Genomic DNA, 16,076 nt, shown 5'->3' on the forward strand with positions numbered 1-16,076 from the left:
TCCCAAGATGATTTACAGGATACCGATCTCCTTATCGCTCAAATAACAAGAGGGATCTGATGCCCAGAAGTCACCAGAAGCTGCTGCTGCCCGCGCTCGAAAATTTCCGTTGCAAATATCGAGCCATCCACACTGCTGACACCGCCCCTTCAATAAGTCCCTCCTGTCACGTAGTCCAGCCATAACAGGATGAGCTGCCTCCCTCCAGATGTCGCTGAACTTTCGATCACGAATATTTCCAATTTCGATATCTCTAGTGAATTGGTCAGGATAGACGCGCCCATGCCAATCGACACATCCGATAGCTAATCCTGAGCGATTGCCACCGTTGCGCTGAAGTAAATCCAGCATGAGAGCCGCTCGTTCAGGATCGCGCTCCTTCATCCACTGATACAAATACACGCCATCTGCATGATTATCAACGGTCAGCAGTTCTACACGTTTTCCCCCATTATGAAGCTCCAAAGTTTTAGTAATGATTTTGTCAATCGCCCTTCGCGACTGTTCACGTGTTACATCCTCCTGCTGCAGGATGCTGCCACGCCCTGAATAGACCAGATGATAAAAACAAGCCCGTGTAATATTTTCGCGCTCTATCAAATCCAGAATCTCGTCAAGATCATCGTATGTATTCTTGCTTATTGTGAACCGCAGGCCTACCTTCAGGCCGACACTCTGACAATTGCGTATTCCTTTCAACGCCCGTTCATAAGCCCCGCTTCGTCCGCGAAAAAGATCATGTCGTGTTCCAAGTCCATCTAAGCTAACCCCTGCGTATTTCACCCCGGCCTGCTTCAGTTGCTTTGCCTTATCTAATGTAATCAAAGTGCCGTTAGTCGAAAGTACTGGTCGCAATCCTTTGCTGGCGGCGAAAGAGATTAGCTCAATAATATCGTCCCGCATAAGAGGCTCACCACCAGACAACAGCAATACAGGTACGTGAAAGCCTGCCAGATCTTCTATAAAACTCATAGCTTCCCGAGTCGATAACTCCCCAGAATCCTTTGAAGGACAAGCATCAGCATAGCAATGGCGACAGTTCAAATTGCAGGCCCTTGTCGCATTCCAGACGACGACAGGTCCTTGACCTACCGACACTCCGTGATGTTTCTCCCCGGCAGCCATACTATAACGCAGGTGATCTCCCTCACCTTCTATTCCTGTGAGCAACTTCGTGACGTTTATCATTCCATTTCCTCTTTTCACAGTTAATGTATACTATTCTTTTCATTATTTGTGAAAAAATACACAAAATAAAATACAGTCAGCTATTATGCTAACTGTATTTTTGTGTGTCAACCAAGGCTTAACTAATCCATCATAATTTTAATAATCCGGATGAATACAAGAAGATCAAAGCAATCAAAATTGGAGCTACATATCGCAGCATGAACAACCAAATCCGGAACCAGGCTGATTTCAAGCCCACCTCTTCTGCAACGTTTTTCCAGAAATACCCTACAAAGATCGTAACAATTAACCCTCCAAGTGGAAGCAGTATATTTGAAGCTACAAAATCCATAAAGTCGAAAAAGCCTTTGTTTGCAATCTTCAGCTCAGGTACTAAACCGAGTGACAGCAAGGACGGTATGCTAAGCACAAAAATCAGTGCAGCAAGTATGCAAGCAGCTTTTTTTCTCGACCATCCCCAACGTTCCATCGTAAAGGCTACCGGAACCTCAAGTAAGGATACAGTAGATGTTAGGGCAGCAATGGCCAGCAGCACAAAAAATAGTCCCCCGAACAAGGAACCAAACGGCATGGCAGAGAACGCAGCAGGTAGCGCCACAAATACGAGACCTGGCCCTTGTCCCGCATCAATCCCGAAGGAGAAGGTTGTCGGGAAAATAATGAGACCCGCTATAAATGCGTAGAGGAGATCTCCACCACCAATGGCAAAAGTGGCTGCCCCGAGAGACTGCTTACGTTCAACATACGAGCCATATGTAATCATTGTTCCCATACCTAGTGATAACGAGAAAAAAGCGTGACCCAGAGCAACAAGCGCAGCTTCAGCACTAAGCTTGGAAAAATCCGGACGCAAAAAGAAGGATGCACCTTCACCCGCACCAGGAAGAGTTAGCGCACGGATCATTAATACGATAAGCAGAATCAGCATGCCAGGAATTAATATTTTATTAAATTTCTCAATTCCTGATGATACCCCTTTAATGATAACTGCACACGTACAAACCATTACAACAAAGGTCCAAACAATGGACATATAGCCTGAGGTAAAGTCGTTGAACTGTTCACTAAAATCCCCTCCAGTAAACAGCTTTCCACTAAAAGTTTGCACTGCATAATGCAATGTCCAGCCGGCTACGATCGAATAGAAGGACAAAATCAAAGTCGGTGCAATGACAGATAATAGTCCAAGCCGTCCAAAGGTACGATTTCCACCTATTTTGAAAAAGGAAGTAGAAGCATTCCCTCGTCCCCCGCGACCAATGGCTAACTCTGCCATTAACACGGGCAGCCCTACTATAATTAAACAAATAATAAAAAGAAGAAAAAAGGCAGCACCTCCATTTTGTCCTGTAATATACGGGAACTTCCACATATTACCAAGACCTACAGCACTCCCTATTGCAGCTAGTATAAAGCCGGATGAAGAGAAACGCTCTCCTTTCCCTGAACCAGGATTTGCATTTTCTTTATTTTGTTTCAAAATAACCCCTCCACAGTTCACATAAATACGTATATTCCATATTATCTCTTTATATTATTTGTACTATGCATTTTGCTATAGAAAGCAAAAGCCGACCTATGCCAAGGAATTTCCCTTGCATAAATCGGCTTCCACGTGACTTAAAATATTATCCTCCAACTCCATTTGTGTAAGGAGTTATCACCTGCGCTCCTCCGGAGTAGCCTGCTAAGCCTGACCCCAAACTAACAATGAGCACAAATGCCAAGATCCACTTCTTCACCCTCCAACACCTCCTTCATCAAAAAATCGTACTCAAGCAACTGATCACTTGAAGCTAGGTACCTATGATGTTCGAACAAAGCAACATTTTTCATGAAATAGTCTTTGTTGTTTAGAGAAACAGCGAATCTAAGACTGGATAATATGTTCGATAAAGCTTTGGCATAATCCTTCTTTTTCATACAATAAATCCCTAAATAATAACATAATTCTAAATAGTGATTCTTATTAACTAGAGAAACGTAATAGTTATTGATTTGGTTAAATAATTGATGATCAATCTGAAATTCCTGCAAACAATCATCGACTGAAAAAGAATGAATATTCGCAGCCTTTACAATAGTTGTCATGCTGGGCAAAATTTCAAAGGGATAGTTTTTGAGAAACTCTATGTACTCAGGGAGCACATGCTTGTTTCCGCATAATAGTTCAATATTGTACCAGTTCGCCTTTGCCCATATATTAAATTTTCGCACCTCTTTATAACCGATTTCATCCAGTCCCTCAAACCAGCTCAAGTCGGAGTATCCCTTAATACATTGTTGGGCTTCAATATATTTTCCTTGAAACTCCAATGCTGCCCCTTTTAATAAGTAGCCTTGGCCATAATACACAACGAGATGTCTTTCCAGCGATAGCAGCTGGTCCTCATTAGTAACCTTCATATTGTTTTGAGAACGATACACCATCTGCGACAGACTTAGCAATTCATCTGCAAATACTTCAACTACATTCCATTTTTCATGTGTGTAATATACATTAGCCAAATTCAGCAAACCATCAAGATGGTAGCCTTCAGGCAGCCGATTTCTATATGGTTCAAAGCGTATAGCAGCTTGTATGTTCTTCTCTGTGTCTTCCCCAAGCGAAAGGCGGAACAGACGATATTGACTAATCGCCAGCCGTTCGGAATGCTGGTACTTCTCGCTTTCAATTACAGCCTTGTAAAAAGCAAGAGATGCCTCCCTGTATCCTTCCTCATAGAGCTGCTCCCCGATAGCAAAAATCGTTGGTACATAGTTCAGATCTTCCAGCATTTTTTCCAGTACTCTATTAATGCAATCCATTTCTCCGAGTTCTGCACAACGTAGTAAAAAGGACTTTAACCGTCGCCGATTCAGCTGATCCTTCTCTATACATTCATCCACAAACAACGGATACAAGGCTCCTGTATGTAATTCCAGTGCTTCTGTCATGAGATCCAGCTGGCCAATTGAAATCGGCTTGGGAGGATTGCCATTAAGAATCGAACTAAGCGTTCCACGATTTATTCCAGTCAAGTTAGACAGGCTATGTAAAGTGTATCCTCTTGCTTCAATCTCATGATGTAAAACTGAACGGATCGAAGATCGCTGATTGATCATATGCGGCTCCCCCTATCGATCTCCTATATTTTTACACATTATACGAAATTATGAACAAGTGGTCAATTAATTATTATACCTTTAATAATCACAATAAATAGGAACCTTCCCCTAAGGTAAGGTCCCTATTTAAATCAGACTTCCAGAATCGATGGCATAATATGAGGTGTGCGGCCAACTTCTTTAAGGAAATATCTACGCATCACTCTATGTGTAGCTCTGATCCAGGCAGCGTTGCTATACTCCTCTTTCTCTCCGAGCTTGGTCAGACTACGACGCAATACCATCTCTGCTCTTCTAAGGAGAGGTCTGGCATCCTGCATGTAAACAAAACCCCTCGTCACAATATCCGGTCCTGACAAAATTTGCCGCGTCTTCACATTAACCGTCATTACAACGATAACAATTCCTTCCTGTGCAAGCTCCACTCTTTCTTCCATTAACTGATCCTCGTTACTGCGCATTTCGCCGTTGCTGACGAGTACCTCTCCTGCAGGAATCGCTCTTCCTTTTTTTGCACGGCTGCGATAAACCGAGAGTGTATCCCCGATATTCATCATGAAAACATTTTCTTCACTAAGACCCGTCTGAACCGCAAGCTTCTTGTGACTTAGCAGCATACGGTATTCCCCGTGAATCGGAATAAAATATTTAGGCCGGATAAAGCTCAGCATCAGCTTTAAATCTTCACGACAGCCATGTCCAGATGCATGGATACCTACTGCAGGACCATAAAGCACATTAGCTCCTGCTCTCATTAGTGTATCGATGCTGCGATTCACATTCGGGCCATTTCCCGGAATAGGAGAGGATGAGAAAACAACGGTATCCCCGGGATAGATCTGTACAGAGCGATGGGCTCCTGAAGCAATGCGGCTAAGCGCTGCATTAGGCTCCCCTTGGCTGCCTGTGCACAGAATCAGTATCTGATGATCCTCGTATCGATCAATATGTTTTACGTCAATCAACATACCCTCAGGGATACGGATATAACCAAGCTCTTGACCAATTGTAAACACTCGCTCCATACTGCGGCCGATTACGACGATTTTGCGGCTACAGAGAATAGCTGCCTCTACCACCTGTTGGAGACGGTTAACGTTAGATGCAAATGTAGCAAATAAAATTCTTCCTTCACAATGCCGGAAGGTTTCATAAATAGAGTAGCCAACACGACTATCCGAAGGAGTGAATCCCTCTTTTTCACTATTAGTACTATCCGCCAGAAGGGCCAAAACTCCGTTGCCTCCAACTGCTGCCATTTTAAACAGATCAGCCGGTTTGTCTTCTGGTGTAAAATCGAACTTAAAATCCCCCGTATGCACTACAGCCCCGTATGGCGTGTCTACAACAATTCCAAATGCATCAGGAATGCTATGAGTTGTTCTAAAGAAATGGACAGCCAGATGATTAAAAGCATACCGATCATTCTCCTGGAATACATGAAGCTGAACTTCTCCAAGCATTCGGTACTCTTCCAGCTTAGCCCGAACTAAACCGATCGTTAGCGGACCTCCATATACAGGCACAGATAACTGGCGAAGTACAAATGGAAGAGCTCCGATATGATCCTCATGACCATGAGTCAGAAAAAGACCTTTAATTTTATGCTGATTTTGTATCAAATAGCTAATATCCGGAATAATGTAATCAATTCCCGACAATTTTGAATCAGGAAATTTAAGCCCTGCATCGATGATAACGATCTCATTTTTAAATTCAATACCATACATATTTTTGCCGATCTCTCCGATACCCCCGAGCGAAAAAATACGAACTGGCGGCTGAGATGATCTTGGACGGCGATAAGGTCTTGCTTGTTTAGTAACTACTTCATTCATTATGTGATATAATCCTCTCTCGAATAATACGGACTCCTCTATTTTCAATTATACTTAATATTAATCACAATAACTATTTTAATTTTTACGAGAATAGGACAAGAATACATTAAACATATTACACAAAAAAACGGCCACCTCAGGGCAACCGAATTCGCAGCCATATCGTAACAATTATTGAACTGTATTACTTCAAGGCAACGTAAAATAATCTAGTCGCACCCTCATCCGGCTCTTCCCATTTAAAATCAGCGTAACAGAATACTTCTTTAAATCCACTCTTCAGAAGTGCCTCTCTCATCCAAGCTGGATCGTAAGCCCGTTGAACATGGCTCTCCTCGAAACGCCGATATATATCAGGACCGTTCTCTTCCTCACGTGCAAAAATAGTTAAATCATGTTGTATTTCCGTTCTGTTTGGATCAAACTCACAGGTCCATATGTAAGATACCGAGTCATCATCCCAAATGAAAGGCTGTTCCTCTTCATAACGCTGCAGAGTTTTCGGATGATGAACATCAAACAAGAAAGTGCCTCCATCATTAAGCCCTTCATAGGTTCGTTTGAACGTACGAAGAATATCCTCTTCTTCCAGCAAATAGTTCAGACAATCGCAGAAGGAAATGACCGCATCAACTGGCTCCGGCATTCCCCATGCAGTCATATCCTGCTGAACCCAGCGAATGCCACCTTCTCTAAGCAGCCTTGTACCACTTGCGGTCATTTCCATTTTACGGTGAGCCACTGACAGCATATCCCCGGACAGGTCGATTCCGGTCACTTGAAATCCTTCATTCGCAAGCGGAATCGAGAGACTGCCTGTTCCACAGCCCAAGTCCACAACTGTATTCGGCATACCGTATTTCTCCCATGCTGTATGAGCGAATGTAAGCCATTCCGAATATGGCATTTCTTGCATCAGTTCATCGTATACATAGGCAAATTTACGATAGGAAGCCATGTTGTCACCGCTCTTTCTATTTGTCAGACTCCTCAGCCTTCGAGTTTGCCAAATACGTCCAGTTTTCTTTTTGCATAATCTTGCCTTCCTTCATAAGCTTGCCAAGAGCACGCTTGAAGGCTGCCTTGCTAATTCCAAAACGCTGCTTGATCAAATCAGGAGCCGTATGATCTGAATAAGGCATCCCGCCTCCAGGTCGGCTCTCAAGATAGGCGTAAATTTTGTCAGAATCTTCATTGCGACCGATTTCTTTACGCTGAGCCATAGACAGGTTGACTCTGCCATCCTCACGAATATGCGATACTCTAACCTTAACTCTCTCCCCCAATCGCAACAGATGGCTACGTTCCGAGGAATGAATTAGACCGATAGCGCCAAAGCCGAGTACTCCGCCTTCTACCACAACAAATGTACCCATTTGCAGCGGTTTATACACGATAGCTTCCAGCCATTCATTTTTCCATGTCGAAGGAGCATGGAATGCTAACGTAGCAAGCTCCTGCTCTCCAGCAAGCTTCGCTTTCAGCCGACCTTGCTTATCGTGCTCCATAATAACGAATACTTGATCTCCTACTTGCGGGTGAAGCTCTCTTAATTCAGGAAGCTCACGAATCGGAAGGAGCAACTGACGCCCAAGCCCCATCTCCAGAAAGCAGCCAAGACGCGGATGAACATCAGCAACTTCCAGAAGAGCGAGCTGACCCAGAGTCAAATACGGCTTCTTCATCGTTGCCGCAAGCCGGTCATCTGTATCAAAAAAAAGGAATACTTCAACCATATCACCAGGCTTCACCTCAGAAGTCAGCTCAGAGTAGTGAAGCAATATATCCTGTGTACCCCCGCTTAGAAAATATCCAAAGGGCGACACTTCTCTATCAATTGGAAGGGTTACGATCGTACCTGCTACAAGACTCATACGTTCTCCACAACTTTAGCGTCAGACCATAACCGCTCGATATTGTAATATTCACGCTCATCGCGATGGAATATATGAACAACAACATCTCCAAGATCCATAAGCACCCAGCGTGCAGAATTCATTCCTTCAATCCCGCGGATTTCGGTTCCTGCTTCCTGGGCACGCTTGCGAACTTCTGTTGCAATGGCCTGAACTTGGGTGTCGGAATTCCCGTGGCAAATGACGAAATAATCTGCTATTAATGATACTTCCTTAAGATCAAGAGCTACAATGTTCATTGCCTTTTTATCTTCCGCAGCGCTTACCGCAAGGTTCATCAATTCATTAGGTGATACTGGCATTCAATCAACCTCCGTTTAGTTAATCATTTTTATGTGTTTCACGTCCCGCCCAAGCTGTCTGATCAAATCATTACGAGAAAGTACCGTAGTCGGAAAAATTTGCTTTCGTTTCTCCAGCAAGAAGGTGATCGTCGAATCAAATCCGGCTATCAAAGCTTCTTCCAGATGATGTTCAGCCAGCTCACGAATTGTATCGACTCCAGGAAATGATCTCCCCGGTTCAATATAATCTGCCAAGCATACGATTTTGTCCAGCTTGGTCATACCCACACGCCCTGATGTATGATATCGCACAGCATCAAGAATCTCTTCATCCGCTACACCGTAATCTCGTTTGGCGATAAAAGCACCAACCTCAGCATGCAATAGCTGTTTATCATATTCCAGCAGTTCGGGATTCAATCCATTATCTATCATGACTGCTTCCTGCTTCTCAATCGGCCAGAACTTGGCCAAATCATGCAAAAGGGCGGCGAGATCTGCTTTTACCGGATCTCCCCCGAATCTTGTCGCTAAAATAACGGAAGTCTCCATAACACCTTTTACATGCTCCCAGCGTTTGGCTGGCATTTGGGCCGCAACAATGTCAAGCAGTTCCTCACGGCTGTATACCATACAATCCGCTCCTTATCATATATTCATACACTACTTCTGGCACCATATATCGAACAGACAATCCTCCTGAAATACGTCTGCGAATCAGACTGGACGATATATCAACCAGCGGCATCTCGGCGAGATTAACCGCTTCCTGAATAGATGTTGGCAGCAGATCAAGCTCCATAAAACTGCCAGGCCGTTGTAGACCGATGAACTTAAGCAGCGTAGTCAATTCCTCGATACCTTCCCATTTGGGCAAATAATTTACCATATCGGCCCCAATGATAAAGTATAAATCTACGTCAGGATACTGTTTACGCAGTTCCTTTACAGTATTGATCGTATATGAAACTCCGCCTCTTTGAAGCTCGATATCAATCGCTTTGAAAGCAGGGTGCTGATCAGTTGCAGCAGCTACCATTTCCAGTCTCTGCTGTCCACTTACTCCTGCCTGATGCTTGTGCGGAGGGATATGAGAAGGCATGAACCATACCTCTTCGAGCTGATATTGCTCCCGGGCAGCTTCAGCTGCAAGCAAATGACCAAGGTGGATCGGATCAAAAGCGCCTCCCATAATTCCGACTTTCTTCATTATATATTCCCTCCATCAAGCTAAGGAAGCTCAATCTCCTTATACTCGCGGGATTCTTTGTACAAAATAATCGTTCTTCCGATCAATTGAACAAGCTCAGCACGTGCACCCTTGGCGAGCTCTTCCGCGATTTCCTTCAGATCATCGAGATTGTTGTTAAGTACGGACACTTTGATCAGCTCTCTCCGCTCCAATGCTTCCGAAATCTGAGTAATCATATGCTCGTTAGTACCGCCTTTACCTACTTGAAAAATAGGTTGAAGGCTGTGAGCCATACTCCGTAAATATCTTTTCTGTTTACCGGTCAACATGTAAATTCATTACCCCTTATCATTTTTTCAGTCACTTCAATTTAAGCTTCCAGACACAGCTTCTCTCATCGCATCAATCGGCGCTGTAAGGCCTGTCCAATATTCAAATGCATATCCGCCTTGGTATACGAACATGCCCAGACCATTATGGATGACACAGCCCTTCATTTCCGCCTGCCGCAATAATTCTGTCTTAAGCGGATTATAGATTAGATCACTCACTACAATGCCATCAGGAATAAGGTCAGCCTTTATCGGAGAAGCCTCGATATCCGGATACATGCCAACAGATGTCGTATTGATCAACAAATCGACCCCTGCTACATAATCAGGCACTTTATCTATACTGCAGCCCTTAATATTTCCTAGCTGGCTCCATTCCTGAGCCAGCTTCTCAGCTTTACTTGAGGTACGATTTGCGACGATCACATTACCAGGTCCTTCTTTGAGGAGTGCGTATATAACGCCACGTGCGGCTCCTCCAGAGCCGAGTACGAGCACGTTTTTACCTCTTAGGTCAGAAATGGCTTCTTCCTTTAATGAACGGATATAACCGATACCATCCGTATTATATCCTGTCAAAACTCCTTCGTCATTGACAATCGTGTTAACGGCTCCTATATAACGAGCTCCTTCATCAATGACATCCACATATTTCATAACTTCCACCTTATGGGGAACCGTTACGTTAACCCCTCGAAATCCGAGCGCCCGAACGCCTTGAATGGCATCCTTTAGATTATTCCTGGTTACGTGCAGTGGGACATACGTTCCCGGAACTCCCGTCGCCTTAAGCGCCGCCATATGCATTGCCGGTGATTTTGAATGCAGAATAGGGTCTCCCATTACACCAAGCAGCAGATGAGTATCCTTCAGCTCTTTTTTCATAACATCCATAGTTTCTCCCCCTCAGACACTACGTAAACCATTAAATAATCGAAGGACGAACCATCACTTTAATCCCTTTAGGAACATGAACCGCTACGATTGCTCCCTGATCATTGTTAATTTTTATCCAGCCAAGGCCTGAAATGAACAAGTCGCATTTATTTCCCTTCGTAATTCTGAATTCATGCCTTGTCCATTCCGGAAGCTTGGCAATGTTCTCTTTGCTAGGTGGATTCAGCAGCTCACCAGCGTGGTTTGCGAATAGCTCATCAGCTTTTTCGAGCTTGGTCCGGTGAAGAGGAACTCGTCCGCTAACAAAACAAGTGAAGGATTGACGATTGCCCTGAATAAAATCAAACCTGCCAAATCCACCGAAAAAAATAGTCTGGCCTTCGTTTAATTGATAAACAGCCGGCTTCATTGGCTTGTCCGGCAGAATAACTCCCAGATCCTGAGGACTAACTAATTCGGAATAGCGGGATGGATACACGATTCCCGGAGTATCAATGATGTATTTGCCATCATCCAGCGGGATATGCACCATATCAAGCGTAGTTCCAGGATAACGCGACACCGTCAACTCTTGATCAAGATCGCTATAATCACGAATCAAACGATTAATAAGCGTAGATTTACCGACATTAGTCGCTCCAACTACATAAACATCACGATCCCCGCGATATTCATCGACCGCTTCAAGAAGGCGATCAAATCCACTGTTCTGTTTTGCACTGCAAAGTACAACATCCTCTACCTTGAGGCCAGCATCTTTCGCTTCCTTCTGCACCCAGTTACGGACTTTGTTCCAATTTGTTACTTTTGGAAGCAGATCAATTTTGTTTACAGCCAGCAGAACCGGATTGTTGCCGATAAATCTCTGCAAGCCAGAAATCACGCTGCCTTGAAAATCAAAAATATCAACGATATGAATTACGAGTGCCTGTTTCCCGCCAATTTGTCCAAGCAGGCGCAGAAATTCATCCTGCTCTACAGTAACACTCGATGATTCATTGTAGTTTTTGATCCGGAAGCAACGCTGGCAAATGATCGGTTCTCTTTCAAACGCCTGCTTCGGGGTATATCCCGGTTTGCCCTGATCCTCGCTTTGCAAGCTGATCCCGCAGCCACTGCAGCGAAGTGCTTCTTGCTCCATCTGACCTCGTACTTCTGTCATCGCTTCTTTTCCTCCTCAAGCCATAATCCTGATTTACCGAGACGCCGCTTGACGATTCTTTCCATAAGGCGATTGATACGAGTCCCGACCCCTTCGTCTCCCACAGAGATCGGTAAAACCAATACCGTAAACAATCCCTGACGATTGCCACCGAGTACGTCTGTCATGAGCTGGTCGCCGATCACAATCGTCTCCTGTGGCCTGATATCCATCAATTGCATAGCTTTATGAAATGCTGATCCTGACGGTTTTCTGGCCTTATGCACGAATTCAATATTTAAAGGAGCAGCGAAAATGGATACCCTGTCCAAATTATTGTTCGACACAATCACAAGTTTAAATCCGGCTTTTTTCACTTTCTCAAACCAAAGAATCAACTCTGGAGTCGCTAATGGAGCTTTGGCTCCAACAAGAGTGTTGTCCAGATCAGTAATAATTCCCCGATACCCTTTGGCATAGAGATCTTCCAAATCAATATCAAATACGCTGTCTACTCGCAGCTTTGGCAAAAATCTTTCAAACAAATACGTTCACCTCAGTTTCATACGACAAACTATACCATAATCTTTATCCAACTTCCTTATATTTTAAAAAAGAAAACACCCCCGTTGCAAGCAGCGGGGAATTAGAAAGGTTATTTTTTTTCGACTCTTTTTCGGGTGACTTTAAATATTTGCCTTGACAGTGTCTGAACATCTCTCCACTGTTGAGTGGTGAATGAGTAATGGCTGTAGCTCGCACGCTCAAACTGAGCAAGCAGAGAATCCAGCATAGCAGAAAGCTCCGGCTTTTCTATTCGCCAGCGATTAAAGGATTCTCGCAGAGTCTCACTGTCATTACGACTAAGTCCTCTACGCTTAAGACGATGAACAACTCGCATCGTCTCATAAACCGCTTTTTCCCCCGGAGTTAAAGAGCGTCCCTTTCGAAGCCTGAATATCCCAAAGTATATCGCGGATCGAAGCCAATAGGCTGCTGCCAGTACAACAATAATAATAGATATGATTGTAATAGTTCTCAGAACTGTGGAGTTGAGCCAGGCAAATTCCTGAAATTCCCCTGTCTCCAACTCATCAAGCTGTTGATCCGCACCTGAGGAGACTACACTTCCATCTTCATCCCAATAAAGCAGCGGTGCATCAAATCCTGGGGTCGCCTCAAAAGTTATCCATCCGTATTCGCCAAAATATAGCTCTGCCCACGAGTGTGAATCAGCATTGTTCACCCTATAAGACCCGGATTCACTAGTTGTCATTCTTTGCTGCATAAAATCAGAAGCCGGCAAAGTGCCTGGTGCATATCCTTTAACCCATCTAGCGGGTATTCCTAGCGACCTGGCCATCATAACCATAGCCGTGGAGTAATAATCGCAATACCCCTGCTTGATTTCAAATAAAAAGCCATCTACAAAATCTTCGCTTTGCTTTCTCGACAAATCCGGCTTATTAGTATATTCATAATTTTGCCTTAGATAAGACTGCAGCAATTCCATCTTTTTGTATGGCGTAGCGCCTGATGCTGTAACCTCTTCTGCCAAATCTTTAACCCGCTGTGGAAAGGTGTTTGGTATTTGTAAATAATCTGAATTTTGCGTATTTGAATAAAGATCCTCGTAGCTCGCCTTTTGTACTTCTTCCAAAGGAATAAGCGGGACATCTGAAACGACCTTGTAACGCTTCGGATAAATATTAGCCTCTGACGAGTCAAGAAGAGCTAAATCGCTATCACCAAAGTGAAGTTCTGCCTCCCTACTTGCCCAGCGCAGCTGTGGAGCCGGAATATCTTCATCCTCTTTCTTAATTATTTCTACACTTCTAATAGTATATGCCCCGAACAAAACCGGATACGGACGGTCAGTCTCCATCGTAACAATCTGTTCAACACGCTGGGTCTTGATTTTAGGAAACTCCTCTGTCACCATTTCTCCAGTTGAAGCTCCTGAATGCAGCATATATCCCCGCTTTTCCTGTTCCAGGCTGTCCCAGCCAGCTCCGGTATAAATACGACGTGTCTCGCCCCTCCAATATGATCGGATCGGCGTTTGAATAGACATCACTGGGCTATACAGAAATTCAAACCCTTCGCCCAATGTGGAATCATCGCGACTATAGCCTGACACTACATTTTCAGGGGCTATATATTGAATCCCCTCAGTATTTGATGCCGTTACCTTTGCGCTGGAACCGCCCTCCCCACCTCCTCTGTTCTTCCAGGCAGTATAAGGATCGGTTAACAGTGGAGTTACTGACGGAACACTTATGCCAATCAGAATGACGCATGCTACAATTACGCTCACATTCAATAAAACTTTAATAGGTTGCCGTCTCAAGGACTTCCAGCCAAGAGGATATTTAAGCTGATATTTTCGAAAATGGTGACTGCTGAGCCAACCCAATCCAGCAAATACAGTCCATGCTACATTGTGCCAGCACTTATATGGTGTAAAAGAGTCCAAGATTGTAAACGCAATCATAATCACGCCTAGAAGCATCAAAATATGAAGCCGCTCCCTCACAAGCCTCCAAATAAGCTCAAACAGCCCCCAGGTTACCAAAGAAAACCAAATATAGGGCGACAAATAAGCAGCCATTCCTATCAGTTGATCCGGAAAAAAATTCCCGGTGGGTACATACACTTCATAAGCAATCAGAACAATCCACCAGCTGATTACAACTGCCAAAAATTTAAGAGTCCAGCTCCAAACATTAGGAAGTGGCAGCGCTGAAATCGCAGCAATCGATATTAAGGTTACAGCTACCAGTGTCGTTGTCTGCATGAACCACATCGATTCTGTAAAGTTAACCCATTGAAGAGCGATAATGACAATCCATAATATTGAAATTACCCGATACCACGAATAAGTTTTATTTATTTCCTGTCCTCCCCATTTCATCACTTTTCACCTCCAAGAGCAGAAGGCAGATTAGTTAATGAAGATACCCTGATTCCAAATATATTCCGATCTTTTAAAAGACTACTCCAATGAGTATACTTACCGCCAATCGATGTTTCATCTTCAATCAGAATATGATAAGGGAGCATTCGCCTTGAGCCTGCCCATCGGAGCATGCCCATTGCTTGTTCATCGGCAAGCGGTGTAATCAGTATAAAAAATGCACCCTTTGGAAAATACTCGCGGTTGGCCTCAAGTTTCTCCTTATAGCCACCATAACCATCTGCAGTGATATCCACTAAGTGATGAAGCATCTGCTGGCGCTCCAGATAACTTTCGGCAGGAGCAAAGCCGCGGAATTTTTGTCCTAGTGTGCACAGTCCTATATTCATTTTTTGCCTGGCACCATACTCCAATAAAGAAGCTGCTGTTGATACAGCCAGTTCAAATTGGGATGTGGATTTATAGCTGATCGAATGTGTATCAAGCACAAGTACAGTCTTTTGCAGTGATTCATGCTCAAACTCTTTTGATTTCCACGCCCCCGTTTTAGCTGTAGCATTCCAGTGAATCCGCGAAAATCGATCACCGTATACATAATCGCGTACTCCGTTGATTTGAGTAGTCTCACGGCGTGATAAGGATAAGGTAGCTTCCGGTCCGGCCACCCGTGAGTTTTTGCTATGCAAATACCAATGCTGAATAAATACCGTACGCGGTAAAATGCTAAATTCGCCGGAGGTATGAAATACCCCCTTATGTTTCATTAGTCCGAAAATATCTTCCGCTGAACACACTGTTCCAGCAAAAGAGTATCTCCCCCGCTCCAGTGGCGGTGTCTGAAATATAAGCTCAGACTGATTGTGCTGATGTGGTACAATACTATCCTCAAATATCCATGACTCTCCGTTGTGTTTCTCAAGTCGCTCCTGCACAATGATGTAAGGGAGCGGCATAAATGCTGGAAGCTCAAGCGTCAGTTTAACGATAATCTGCTCGCCTGCTTTTAATAATCCCGTGCGCTCGCCTTCTAGTCCCAGTTGACGTTTTCCTTTGATTCGCCTGATTCCGCTGAAGCCCCCAATAGCCCAATATAGTGCAAGAATCGAAACCATGGTGAACAGCATAAAAGATGTTTTACCGCCTTGAAACAACACATAGAGCAAGCAAATGATCCACAAAATTGCTACTTTCCAGGTATTAATAGAATTTAGTCCCGATACTATTGTACCGAGCGTCTCCCGAATTTGAACTCGCATA

Annotated in this window: 15 protein-coding genes; all 15 read right to left on the reverse strand. The window is 44.0% G+C overall.

Going from position 1 to position 16,076, the window contains the following annotated elements; all coding sequences use genetic code 11:
- Positions 1–12 precede the first annotated feature (12 nt).
- Positions 13–1,188: a radical SAM/SPASM domain-containing protein gene (locus BLS49_RS03535; protein WP_091226765.1), complete on the reverse strand. Its 1,176-nt coding sequence runs from the start codon at positions 1,186–1,188 to the stop codon at positions 13–15.
- A 130-nt stretch (positions 1,189–1,318) separates the two neighbouring features.
- Entirely contained in the window at positions 1,319–2,671 is a 1,353-nt protein-coding gene (locus tag BLS49_RS03540) for a sodium-dependent transporter (RefSeq protein ID WP_245742254.1), read from the reverse strand.
- A 224-nt stretch (positions 2,672–2,895) separates the two neighbouring features.
- Positions 2,896–4,296 carry a helix-turn-helix domain-containing protein gene (locus tag BLS49_RS03545; protein ID WP_245742255.1) on the reverse strand — a complete coding sequence of 467 codons (1,401 nt, stop codon included), beginning with the start codon at positions 4,294–4,296 and terminating at the stop codon, positions 2,896–2,898.
- A 134-nt stretch (positions 4,297–4,430) separates the two neighbouring features.
- Complete coding sequence (locus BLS49_RS03550) at positions 4,431–6,137, reverse strand: ribonuclease J (protein ID WP_175471287.1); 1,707 nt, start codon at positions 6,135–6,137, stop codon at positions 4,431–4,433.
- A gap of 187 nt (positions 6,138–6,324) precedes the next feature.
- The gene (locus tag BLS49_RS03555; RefSeq protein WP_091226767.1) at positions 6,325–7,098 is read right to left on the reverse strand and encodes a class I SAM-dependent DNA methyltransferase; all 774 of its coding nucleotides are present in this window, start codon (positions 7,096–7,098) and stop codon (positions 6,325–6,327) included.
- 16 nt (positions 7,099–7,114) lie between these two features.
- Positions 7,115–8,014, reverse strand: a complete 900-nt coding sequence (locus BLS49_RS03560; protein WP_091226768.1) for a CvfB family protein — start codon at positions 8,012–8,014, stop codon at positions 7,115–7,117.
- A complete protein-coding gene (gene rsfS / locus BLS49_RS03565; protein WP_091226770.1) occupies positions 8,011–8,358 on the reverse strand; it encodes a ribosome silencing factor in 348 nt (115 codons plus the stop codon). Before rsfS ends, BLS49_RS03560 begins: the two co-directional genes overlap by 4 nt.
- A gap of 15 nt (positions 8,359–8,373) precedes the next feature.
- Positions 8,374–8,973, reverse strand: a complete 600-nt coding sequence (gene yqeK / locus BLS49_RS03570; protein WP_091226771.1) for a bis(5'-nucleosyl)-tetraphosphatase (symmetrical) YqeK — start codon at positions 8,971–8,973, stop codon at positions 8,374–8,376.
- Positions 8,957–9,550 carry a nicotinate-nucleotide adenylyltransferase gene (locus tag BLS49_RS03575; RefSeq protein ID WP_091226773.1) on the reverse strand — a complete coding sequence of 198 codons (594 nt, stop codon included), beginning with the start codon at positions 9,548–9,550 and terminating at the stop codon, positions 8,957–8,959. The genes yqeK and BLS49_RS03575 overlap by 17 nt, the downstream gene beginning before the upstream one ends.
- A gap of 20 nt (positions 9,551–9,570) precedes the next feature.
- Positions 9,571–9,861: a ribosome assembly RNA-binding protein YhbY gene (yhbY, locus tag BLS49_RS03580; protein WP_091226774.1), complete on the reverse strand. Its 291-nt coding sequence runs from the start codon at positions 9,859–9,861 to the stop codon at positions 9,571–9,573.
- Between the two features lie 36 nt (positions 9,862–9,897).
- Positions 9,898–10,749 carry a shikimate dehydrogenase gene (aroE, locus tag BLS49_RS03585; protein WP_091226923.1) on the reverse strand — a complete coding sequence of 284 codons (852 nt, stop codon included), beginning with the start codon at positions 10,747–10,749 and terminating at the stop codon, positions 9,898–9,900.
- A gap of 40 nt (positions 10,750–10,789) precedes the next feature.
- On the reverse strand, positions 10,790–11,923 hold the full coding sequence (yqeH, locus tag BLS49_RS03590; protein ID WP_091226776.1) for a ribosome biogenesis GTPase YqeH: 1,134 nt from the start codon (positions 11,921–11,923) through the stop codon (positions 10,790–10,792).
- On the reverse strand, positions 11,920–12,447 hold the full coding sequence (locus BLS49_RS03595) for a YqeG family HAD IIIA-type phosphatase (protein WP_091226778.1): 528 nt from the start codon (positions 12,445–12,447) through the stop codon (positions 11,920–11,922). The genes yqeH and BLS49_RS03595 overlap by 4 nt, the downstream gene beginning before the upstream one ends.
- Before the next feature lie 110 nt (positions 12,448–12,557).
- Positions 12,558–14,816, reverse strand: a complete 2,259-nt coding sequence (locus BLS49_RS03600) for a transglutaminase TgpA family protein (protein ID WP_091226779.1) — start codon at positions 14,814–14,816, stop codon at positions 12,558–12,560.
- Positions 14,816–16,075 (reverse strand): DUF58 domain-containing protein, encoded by a 1,260-nt coding sequence (locus BLS49_RS03605; RefSeq protein WP_091226781.1) that lies wholly within the window; start codon positions 16,073–16,075, stop codon positions 14,816–14,818. Before BLS49_RS03605 ends, BLS49_RS03600 begins: the two co-directional genes overlap by 1 nt.
- Position 16,076 lies beyond the last annotated feature (1 nt).

Source organism: Fontibacillus panacisegetis, from assembly GCF_900102215.1.
GTDB classification, from domain to species: Bacteria; Bacillota; Bacilli; order Paenibacillales; family Paenibacillaceae; genus Fontibacillus; species Fontibacillus panacisegetis.

What these genes read in the sequence shown, in the direction of transcription:
- BLS49_RS03535 (WP_091226765.1), bottom strand. Translation starts at nt 1,188, where the DNA reads ATGATAAACGTCACGAAGTTGCTCACAGGAATAGAAGGTGAGGGAGAT.
- BLS49_RS03545 (WP_245742255.1), bottom strand. Translation starts at nt 4,296, where the DNA reads ATGATCAATCAGCGATCTTCGATCCGTTCAGTTTTACATCATGAGATT.
- BLS49_RS03550 (WP_175471287.1), bottom strand. Translation starts at nt 6,137, where the DNA reads ATGAATGAAGTAGTTACTAAACAAGCAAGACCTTATCGCCGTCCAAGA.
- BLS49_RS03555 (WP_091226767.1), bottom strand. Translation starts at nt 7,098, where the DNA reads ATGGCTTCCTATCGTAAATTTGCCTATGTATACGATGAACTGATGCAA.
- BLS49_RS03560 (WP_091226768.1), bottom strand. Translation starts at nt 8,014, where the DNA reads ATGAGTCTTGTAGCAGGTACGATCGTAACCCTTCCAATTGATAGAGAA.
- rsfS (WP_091226770.1), bottom strand. Translation starts at nt 8,358, where the DNA reads ATGCCAGTATCACCTAATGAATTGATGAACCTTGCGGTAAGCGCTGCG.
- yqeK (WP_091226771.1), bottom strand. Translation starts at nt 8,973, where the DNA reads ATGGTATACAGCCGTGAGGAACTGCTTGACATTGTTGCGGCCCAAATG.
- BLS49_RS03575 (WP_091226773.1), bottom strand. Translation starts at nt 9,550, where the DNA reads ATGAAGAAAGTCGGAATTATGGGAGGCGCTTTTGATCCGATCCACCTT.
- yhbY (WP_091226774.1), bottom strand. Translation starts at nt 9,861, where the DNA reads ATGTTGACCGGTAAACAGAAAAGATATTTACGGAGTATGGCTCACAGC.
- aroE (WP_091226923.1), bottom strand. Translation starts at nt 10,749, where the DNA reads ATGAAAAAAGAGCTGAAGGATACTCATCTGCTGCTTGGTGTAATGGGA.
- yqeH (WP_091226776.1), bottom strand. Translation starts at nt 11,923, where the DNA reads ATGACAGAAGTACGAGGTCAGATGGAGCAAGAAGCACTTCGCTGCAGT.
- BLS49_RS03600 (WP_091226779.1), bottom strand. Translation starts at nt 14,816, where the DNA reads ATGAAATGGGGAGGACAGGAAATAAATAAAACTTATTCGTGGTATCGG.
- BLS49_RS03605 (WP_091226781.1), bottom strand. Translation starts at nt 16,075, where the DNA reads ATGCGAGTTCAAATTCGGGAGACGCTCGGTACAATAGTATCGGGACTA.